Origin of the sequence: Emticicia sp., assembly GCF_049241225.1 — a bacterium.
GTDB lineage: Bacteria > Bacteroidota > Bacteroidia > Cytophagales > Spirosomataceae > Emticicia.
In genome coordinates, this window is record NZ_JBMLRC010000154.1 from 15,936 (window position 1) to 24,343 (window position 8,408).

Here is an 8,408-nt window from a genome sequence, read left to right on the forward strand (position 1 = left end):
AAATCAATGCTAATTATATCTTTTTCTTCTTCCATGATAATTCTTTTGAGTTATTTTTATCTAGTAGCGTTAAAAATAGTGAATATTAAGGTAGCTACAGATACTACCCCGGTACTAACAGCAATACGCTCTGCGGGTGTCCATCTATATTTTCGTCTAACTGGCACTATGATTTCAGAACCATTTTCAATTTTAGGGTATGCTTTGATAAACAAGAAGCTTTTGGTGCGATCAAGTCTACCATTACCATATCTTACATAAGTTTTCTTGACAAAAGCACTGTCTGTAGTTCCACCTGCTAAATCTAAGTATTTTCTGAGTTTTAAACCTGAAGTAAACGGAACTGAAGTAGGGTTATAAACTTGCCCGTTGATAGTTACCGTCTCCTTTTTGCGTGGAATTTCTAAGGCATCACCTGAGTTGAGAATTAAATTATTAACGTCATTTCTGTTTTGTAAGATATTAGAAATATCAACACCTATTACCTTTCCTAATCTTGTAAACTTCGCACTTCCCAAATCCGCTTCACTTTTCACTCCCCCAGACTTGGTAATTAAATCTGAGATTCTTTCTTTTTTATCTCTTAACGCATAGGGTCCTGGATAAAAGACTTCACCTGTAATAGTAACATTCTTTTGCTCTTCATATCTAGGAAGGGTGCGTACATACACTCTATCAAAAGGTTTTAGCAGCAATTTTTTGCTTTCAGTTCCTTTTAAATTTCTATCTACATCTATTGTCTCAATCTTGATTGATTGTTCTTTTGAAATCCCAACGGTATCCCCCTTAATTCTTCGAGCGATTTCAATTTTTGAGGCTGATGCTCCATCTGTAAAACCGCCAGCCATTGTTACTAAATCTGAAACGGTCATATTATCGGCAAACTCATACGTTCCTGATTTATTTATCGCTCCACTTATCGTGACAGTAAAACGCTCACGTAAATCCTTCACTGCTTTAATGAACAAGGTATCTTTTAACTTTAAACGAATATCTTCTGTTTCGCCACTGATTATTTTAGATAGATTAAGGGGGATAATTTCTGGCTCAAGATTATTTTTTTCCCTTTTCAGTAATATCCTCTCTTTAAAAGCGTCCTCTTTCAAACCTTCTGCACGAGAAATTAACTGCTTTACGGTCATATCTTTTTCTAATTCGTAATTTCCTTCTCTGTAAACTGCACCTTTGATTGTAACAATATTCTCAAAACGGTTCAATATTTTACCAATCATGTAAACGTCTCCCTTTTGAGGAATAAACGTAGCTATCTCATTTTGGTCGATACTAATAATACGTTTTTCGGTTGGCGTAACTCTTTCCAATGAAATTGTTTTTGAGTAAGCTAGTTCTTTAAAACCACCTGCAAAAGTTAAAACATCTTTCAATGTTTCTCCTCTTTTTACTTCAAAAATTTTAGGATTCCTTACTTCTCCGATAAGAGAAATACGCGTATCTACGTAGGGAATGCGAATAATATCTTGGTCTTGGAGAATGATGTTATCCTTTTGGTCACCATGCAACAAGAAATCATAAACATCTAATGTCCTAATAACCTTTCCATTACGAAATACTTCTATATTTCTTAGCGAGCCTATTTCAGATGGGCCTCCGCAGGCGTAAAGAACATTAAATACATTCGCGAGAGATGGTACAGTAAAAGTTCCTGGCTGAAGAGCCTCACCAATAACCGTTACTGAAATACTTCTGATATTTCCTAAAGTTATGTCTGCATATAAACCACCACCTGAACTATTCAAGCCGGCAAATCGACTTTTCAATCTATTAATGATTCTTTCACGGGCTTGTTCGATTGTCAAACCACTTACATAAATTGGACTAAGTATATCAATCTGGATAGTTCCTTCTGGAGAAACTTTAGCTTTATAAGTTTGAACTGCAAAACCAGTAATTGAAATATTTAACTCATCCCCAGTTCCTAAGATATAATTTTTGGGTGTTGGGATGCGTAAGTTAGGCTCAAAAACAATCTTTTTATTATTAAACAAATTGAGTCCGTAGTATTGCTCTCTTCTTATGGCCGTACTATCTTCCTTAATTTGTTGTCTTACACTTTTAGTAGAAGTTGTATCGTTTAATCTTCTTTCAGTATCAGTGGTATTTGTATTAACAGGGCCTTTCTTATCGGCTTGAAGTTTTGTCATTCGTTCTTTGAACTTAGAAATATCTGCTGCTCCAAAGCCTTTAGCTGCCGCCGCTGCCATGAGTTGTTCTTCTGTCATTCCGCTCTCTTGAGCTTGTTTCATGAACTGCTGAATTTGGTCATCTGATAGTTCATCAACACTTTGTGCATAAACATTAGAAAACCCTAAAAGGCCAATAAAAACAAAAAGAGAAAGTTTACTTATCGAATGAATGAGTTGTTTTTTTAGATTCATTTTGAAGCTGCCTATGAATAAAATGGCGTTGATTAAAACACAAAACTAAGTATTAAGTCGTAAAATTAATGAAATAAATTTTGTTTATTTATTTTTTGGCAAATGTTAACACTCAAATAATAGAATAAAACAAAAAACAATAGGGGTAGATTTTGTTGCCAAAACCTACCCCTATTATGTACGTCGTCCTATAAAATTATGCGTTTGGAATTACTCTTTTCGCATTTGAATAACGTTTTTGTACTTCTTCCCAATTAACAACATTCCAGAACGAATCAATATAATCTGGGCGTTTGTTTTGGAATTTTAAATAATATGCGTGTTCCCAAACATCTAAACCTAAAACTGGAATACCTTTTTTCTCGGCTACATCCATCAAAGGATTATCTTGATTTGGAGTTGATGTGATGAAAAGTTTTTCTTGGTCATCAACACAAAGCCATGCCCAACCTGAACCAAAACGGCCGATTGCTGCTTTTTTAAATTCTTCTTTGAAATTAGCCAATGAACCCCAAGTTTCGTCGATTGCGGCACCCAATGTACTTGAAGGTTCGCCTCCACCGTTTGGCGAAAGAATATTCCAGAATAAATCGTGATTGAAATGTCCGCCACCGTTGTTACGAACTGGTGCTGGATATTTACTAATATTTGCTAATAACTCTTTCAATGAAAGGCTTTCCATTTCTGTACCAGCAATTGCATTGTTGAGGTTTGTTACATAAGCTTGGTGATGACGGTCATGGTGAATTTCCATGGTCGCTTTGTCGAAGTGTGGCTCTAAAGCGTCACTTGCATACGGTAGGGGTTCGAGTGTATATGCCATTTTTGAAATAAAATTTAATATATTAGATGATAATTTTATGCTACGCTATTTGTAAGCAGATGATTGAAAATAAACGACATCAGTATTTGTGTAAACCATTACTAATAAACACTTTATACCATTGTGGACTGTCGACTATTGACTGTGGACTACTTATCAATACTAAACCGTAAACGCTAACTTTTAATTTTATGTTCGCAAACCTTTGAAAAAATTCTTTAGAAGCATTTCGCAATCGGTTTCTAAAATGCCTTTTACAACACTCGTTTTGGGGTGAAGGATCGACGGACTTACTCGATTAAACCCCCTTTTAGTATCAGATGCTCCGAAAACTATGCGGTCAATCTGCGACCAATGTAATGCTCCTGCACACATCACACACGGCTCAAGTGTGACGTAGAGTGTACAATCTTTCAAATATTTTGCTCCCAAAAATTGAGTTGCGGCAGTTATGGCTATGATTTCGGCGTGGGCGGTTACATCATTTAGCTGTTCGGTTTGGTTGCTTCCTTTACCTATAATTTTACTTCCACCAGCCACTACGATTGCTCCGACTGGTATTTCGCCAGCTTCACCCGCTTGAATAGCCAAATCGAGGGCTTTTGCCATGAAGTATTCGTGCGAATATAAAGGATAGTTTTTTACCACAATTTTTGCTTTTTCCGCAAAGATAGCTGTGATGTGAGATATGAGATATGAAATGTGAGAAAAAACTACTAATTGCGGGCATTAGACAAAAGACAAGAGGTTTTAGACTGTAAAAAAGAATTCAATTCAGCGTAATTGCATTCTTTTGTCTCTTGTTTAGCTTCTTTTCTCCAGCAATCAGAAAAAACTACACTCAATCCATATTTTTCGTTGAAAATCAGCTTTTTAAGTAAAAATATTCGACTTGAAAAGGTTGTTTTTACAGAAATTTTAGTAATTTTGCACTCCTTTTTGCAAAGGAATACTTTATTTTTAACAATTTTCAACACGGGCAGCTCGACGGGTTGATGTATAAAGAGCTAAAAATCAACATATTATGGCAGCACAAATTGCAGATTTCGACTGGGATAAGGTCACCAAAAGAGGTATTGGCGGAGGCTACTCAGCCGACGAAAAAGCAAAATTAGAAGCACTCTACTCAGAGACGCTTGCTAATGTAACAGAAAAAGATGTAGTAATGGCAACGGTAGTGGGTATCACTGACCGTGAAGTATTGCTTAACATCGGTTTTAAATCAGACGGTTTAGTTTCGACTTCTGAATTCCGTGACCTTCCTAACCTTGCAGTAGGTGATACAGTGGAAGTTTTCATCGAAAAACAAGAAGATGCAATGGGCCAATTGGTTATCTCTCGCAAAAAAGCAAGAGTATTGACTGCTTGGAGCAACATCGAAAAATCATTTACTGAAGATGCAATTATCGACGCTTTGGTAAAACGCCGTACAAAAGGTGGTTTGATTGTAGATATTTATGGAATTGAGGCATTCTTGCCAGGTTCACAAATTGACGTGAAACCAATTCGTGACTTTGATATTTTCGTTGGTAAGAAAATGGAAGTTAAGGTTGTGAAAATCAACCATACTAACGATAACGTAGTAGTTTCACACAAAATTCTTATCGAGAAAGACCTCGAAACACAACGTCAGGTTATCCTTACTAACCTTGAGAAAGGACAAGTATTGGAAGGTGTGGTTAAAAACATCACTAACTTCGGAGTATTCATTGACCTTGGTGGCGTAGATGGTTTATTACACATCACTGATATTTCTTGGGGCCGTATCAACCACCCGAACGAATTATTGAAACTTGACCAACGTATCAAAGTTGTAGTTTTAGACTTTGACGAAGACAAGAAACGTATTTCGCTAGGTATGAAGCAATTGGAGTCTCATCCTTGGGATTCTTTGGCTGCTGAATTATCAATCGGTTCAAGAGTTAAAGGAAAAATCGTAAACATCGCTGATTACGGTGCTTTCTTAGAATTGAAACCAGGTGTTGAAGGTTTAATCCACGTTTCAGAAATGTCATGGTCACAACACTTACGTAACCCATCTGATTTCTTGAAAATCGGTGACGAAATTGAAGCTGTTGTATTGACTCTTGACCGTGACGAGCGTAAAATGTCATTGGGTATCAAGCAATTGACTGAAGACCCTTGGACTAAACAAGACCTTATCAACAAGTATGCAGTGAACACAAAACACACTGGTACTGTACGTAACATGACTAACTTCGGTATTTTCTTAGAATTAGAAGAAGGTATTGATGGTTTAGTTCACGTATCTGACTTGTCTTGGACTAAGAAAATCAAACACCCATCTGACTTCGTGAAAGTTGGTGATGCTCTTGAAGTAATGGTATTAGAATTAGATGGCGAGAACCGTCGTTTAGCTCTTAGCCACAAACACTTAGAAGAAAATCCTTGGGATACATTTGAGCATATCTTCACAGTAGGTTCAGACCAAGAGTGTACAATTATCTCTAAAAATGACAAACAAGCAACACTTGAGCTTCCATACGGAATCGAAGGTTATGCTTTGTTGAAGCATTTAGCTAAAGCTGACGGAACAGTAGCTGAAGTTGGTGAGAAATTGACATTCCAAGTATTGGAATTCCACAAAGAAGAGAAGAAAATCATGCTTTCTCACTCTAAAACTTGGGAAGCTCCAAAAGAAGAAGCTCCAAAAGAAGCTAAGAAAAAAGGTGGAAAAGAAGTAGCAGCATCTGCTCCTGAAGAGAAATCAACTCTTGGCGACCTTTCAGCTCTTTCTGCATTGAAAGATGCAATGGTAGAAGGCGAGAAAAAGAAACTTTCTAAGAAAAAAGATGCAGCAGCAGAATCAACAGATGCTGAGGCAGAAGCTTAATTAGTTTCTAAGTAATATAACAAAAAAGGCTTCTCGTAAGGGAAGCCTTTTTGTTTACTCTTCTTTCACCATTACCGAAATACTACTACTTCTGCCTTTATCATCAGTGCAAGATATTTTGAGTTTACCGAGACTTGGTGTAAAAAAAACTGGCTTATTAGCTGATGTTTTTTGTAATAGTCGGTCGTTGATGTACCAATATACTTCTCGCACATCATTCGCAGTTTGGCAGGCTAACTGCATTTGTTGCGTATCATTTTGGTTCAGATAATATTCACTTCCATTATTCGGATTGGTAATAATCGGTGCATTATTAGCTGTTTTGAAAAACCTCGTACAATTCGGATTATGGGTCGGAATCTTTTCGTAAAGAATATGTTTTAATTCATAAAAACTAAGCAATTCGGGAGCGAGATTGCTGTAAAGTTTCTCTTTATATCCATCTATAGGCAAGCACTGTGTGCAATAACTCATTGATTCTGAAAGGTTTACGTAGAATTTCTTGAGGTGCGTACATTTACGTGTGTGCGAAATATTCTTGATAGAATAATCTAAGATTTTGTTGCTGCAATATTCGCTCGGCAAATCGCCTGACTCGGCACAAACTTGGCGAGATACAACTTCCTTTGGCTGACGAAACCAAACGCTCGAAGTATTATAATCAATCGTATTGAAAATCTGAAAAAGCAGTGGCGTAGCAATTTCTGCTCCACTCAATTCGGGAACGCCTTCGCCCGAAAAATTTCCAACCCAAACACCAACCGTATATTTTTTATTATAGCCAATACTCCAAGCATCACGACGACCAAACGATGTACCTGTTTTCCAAGCAATTTTTGGTAAACGATAAGTATAATCAAAATTATTAGGCAAATCTGGGCGTTTAATTTGAGCCAAAATTTCGGTAATTAGATAAGTAGCTGATGGGGAAATAAGCACCTCACCCCCAGCCCCTCTCCGACTGGAGAGGGGGGTAATGAAGTTGAGCTTCTTCCAATTTCCATTATTAGCAAAGGCAGCGTAAAGTTGTGTCATTTCTTCGAGCGTTACACCACAACCACCAAGTACGATTGAAAGCCCTAAATCTTTTTCTTGTTTTTTAACTGTCTGAAAATCAGCTTTCTTGAGTTGCTCAATGAGCGTTGTTTTGCTTAAATCTTTTACCACTTTTACCGCTGGAATATTCAACGAATTGGCCAAAGCAAACTCGACCGATACTTTTCCGTTAAACTTTCGGTCAAAATTTTCTGGTTCAAAACCATTAAAATTTGTCGGTACGTCGTTGATGATATTTTTAGGCGTAATGATTCCTTTATCGAAAGCGGTAGCATACAAAAGTGGCTTTAAAGCACTTCCTGGTGAGCGAATAGCCTGCACACCATCTACTTGTCCACCGTCGAGTTTATCATTGAATCCTGCCGAACCAACGTATGCCTCCACTTGCATCGTTTCGTTATTGATTACCAAAACTGCCGCATTATTGATATTCATAGCCCTTGTCCGATTTACATAATTTGCCACCATCTGCTCGACTTTAGTTTGCGTGGCTTTGCTGACGCTCGAATGAATAATGGCCTCATCGGTAAACTGTTTTTTAAGCCTTAGTGATAAATGCGGGGCATCTTTCGGTGCTTCATGCCGAGCAACCGTTAATGGTTCTCGCAAAGCATCGCTAATCAACTGATTATCAAATACTTTTGCTAGTTGAAATCGTTTTAGCCATTTATTGCGTTCTTCAACGATTAATGGATTTTTTGTTCCCAATCGCAAACTTGTTGGGCGATTGGGAATGATTGCCAACGTAGTTACTTCGGCTAAACTTAATCTATCGGGTGATTTCTGAAAATACAAATACGAAGCCGACTTGATACCTTCGATATTTGAGCCATAAGGCACCAGATTGAGATACATTTGCAGGATTTCGTCTTTAGAATAGAAGATTTCGAGTTGAATTGCTCGAAGGATTTCGGAGATTTTATTCCAGTACGTTCGCTCATCGGGGTTCAACATTCTTACCACCTGCATCGTGATTGTACTCGCCCCCGAAGTTCTTCGATTTTTGGTAATATTATTGAAAGCTGCTCGAAAAATAGCTACAGGATTTACCCCAAAATGATAATTGAAATACTTGTCTTCTTTTGCCAAAATAGCTTTTCGGAGCGTGGGCGTTATTTCTTTCAACTCTACAAACATTCGCCATTTTTCATCCTTACTCAAAAAAGCATGTAAGATTTCTCCTTTTTTATCGGTAATGAGGGTAGAATATGGAACATTTACTTTTGGAGGAAAAATAATATTTAACGCTACTAAAACGACGATAAAAACAGCCCCACCC

Annotated in this window: 5 protein-coding genes; 1 reads left to right on the forward strand and 4 read right to left on the reverse strand. The window is 37.3% G+C overall.

From position 1 onward, the window contains the following. Positions 1 to 56: 56 nt before the first annotated feature. The 3 genes from ACOVO2_RS09030 to ACOVO2_RS09040 form a co-directional block, all read right to left on the reverse strand. Positions 57 to 2,396 (reverse strand): SLBB domain-containing protein, encoded by a 2,340-nt coding sequence (locus ACOVO2_RS09030; RefSeq protein ID WP_421769645.1) that lies wholly within the window; start codon positions 2,394 to 2,396, stop codon positions 57 to 59. A 196-nt stretch (positions 2,397 to 2,592) separates the two neighbouring features. After that, positions 2,593 to 3,219: a superoxide dismutase gene (locus ACOVO2_RS09035; RefSeq protein WP_421769646.1), complete on the reverse strand. Its 627-nt coding sequence runs from the start codon at positions 3,217 to 3,219 to the stop codon at positions 2,593 to 2,595. A 189-nt stretch (positions 3,220 to 3,408) separates the two neighbouring features. Further along, on the reverse strand, positions 3,409 to 3,870 hold the full coding sequence (locus tag ACOVO2_RS09040) for a nucleoside deaminase (protein WP_421769649.1): 462 nt from the start codon (positions 3,868 to 3,870) through the stop codon (positions 3,409 to 3,411). Between the two features lie 373 nt (positions 3,871 to 4,243). Between ACOVO2_RS09040 and rpsA the strand changes: the two genes are divergently transcribed. Next, positions 4,244 to 6,073, forward strand: coding sequence for a 30S ribosomal protein S1 (gene rpsA / locus ACOVO2_RS09045; RefSeq protein WP_421769647.1), 1,830 nt, complete (start codon positions 4,244 to 4,246; stop codon positions 6,071 to 6,073). A 54-nt stretch (positions 6,074 to 6,127) separates the two neighbouring features. On the opposite strand, the gene pbpC is transcribed toward rpsA, so the two are convergent. Beyond that, the gene (gene pbpC / locus ACOVO2_RS09050; protein ID WP_421769650.1) at positions 6,128 to 8,392 is read right to left on the reverse strand and encodes a penicillin-binding protein 1C; all 2,265 of its coding nucleotides are present in this window, start codon (positions 8,390 to 8,392) and stop codon (positions 6,128 to 6,130) included. Between the last annotated feature and the right edge of the window lie 16 nt (positions 8,393 to 8,408).